Genomic DNA, 507 nt, shown 5'->3' with positions numbered 1-507 from the left:
GTGTTGGCAGGGTGTGGTTGGGGTGTTGTGTGAGAACTGTATAGTGGACGCGAGCATTAAACACAGATGAATAGNCCGTGTGGTTTGTTTGTGTGTGTTTGTGTGATTTCTTTTTTCTTTAATCAATTTTTTGTCAAGTTCACTTGTGTGGCCACCTGCGCTTTTTGTGTGTGGGTGGTTTGTGTGTTCGTTATTAAGGGCGCATGGTGGATGCCTTGGCATGCTGAGCCGATGAAGGACGTGAAAGGCTGCGTTAAGCCTCGGGGAGTTGTCAATTGAGCGTTGATCCGAGGATGTCCGAATGGGGAAACCTGGCCCTGGTTATGTGGGGTTACCCTTCAGTGAATTCATAGCTGTTGTGGGGGTTTACGCGGGGAAGTGAAACATCTCAGTACCCGTAGGAGGAGAAAATAATAATGATTCTGCTAGTAGTGGCGAACGAACGTGGATGAGGCTAAACCGTGTGCATGTGATACCTGGTAGGGGTTGTGTGTGCGGTGTTGTGGG

The 507-nt window shown here is 48.8% G+C and carries 1 rRNA gene; it reads left to right on the top strand.

Annotation, left to right across the window (positions count from 1 at the left end):
* Positions 1-183: 183 nt before the first annotated feature.
* A 23S ribosomal RNA gene (locus tag CORTU0001_RS10225) occupies positions 184-507 on the top strand; the annotation flags it as partial.

Origin of the sequence: Corynebacterium tuberculostearicum SK141 (genome assembly GCF_000175635.1) — a bacterium.
GTDB lineage: Bacteria > Actinomycetota > Actinomycetes > Mycobacteriales > Mycobacteriaceae > Corynebacterium > Corynebacterium tuberculostearicum_C.
This window is presented reverse-complemented; position numbering and strand designations above follow the sequence as displayed.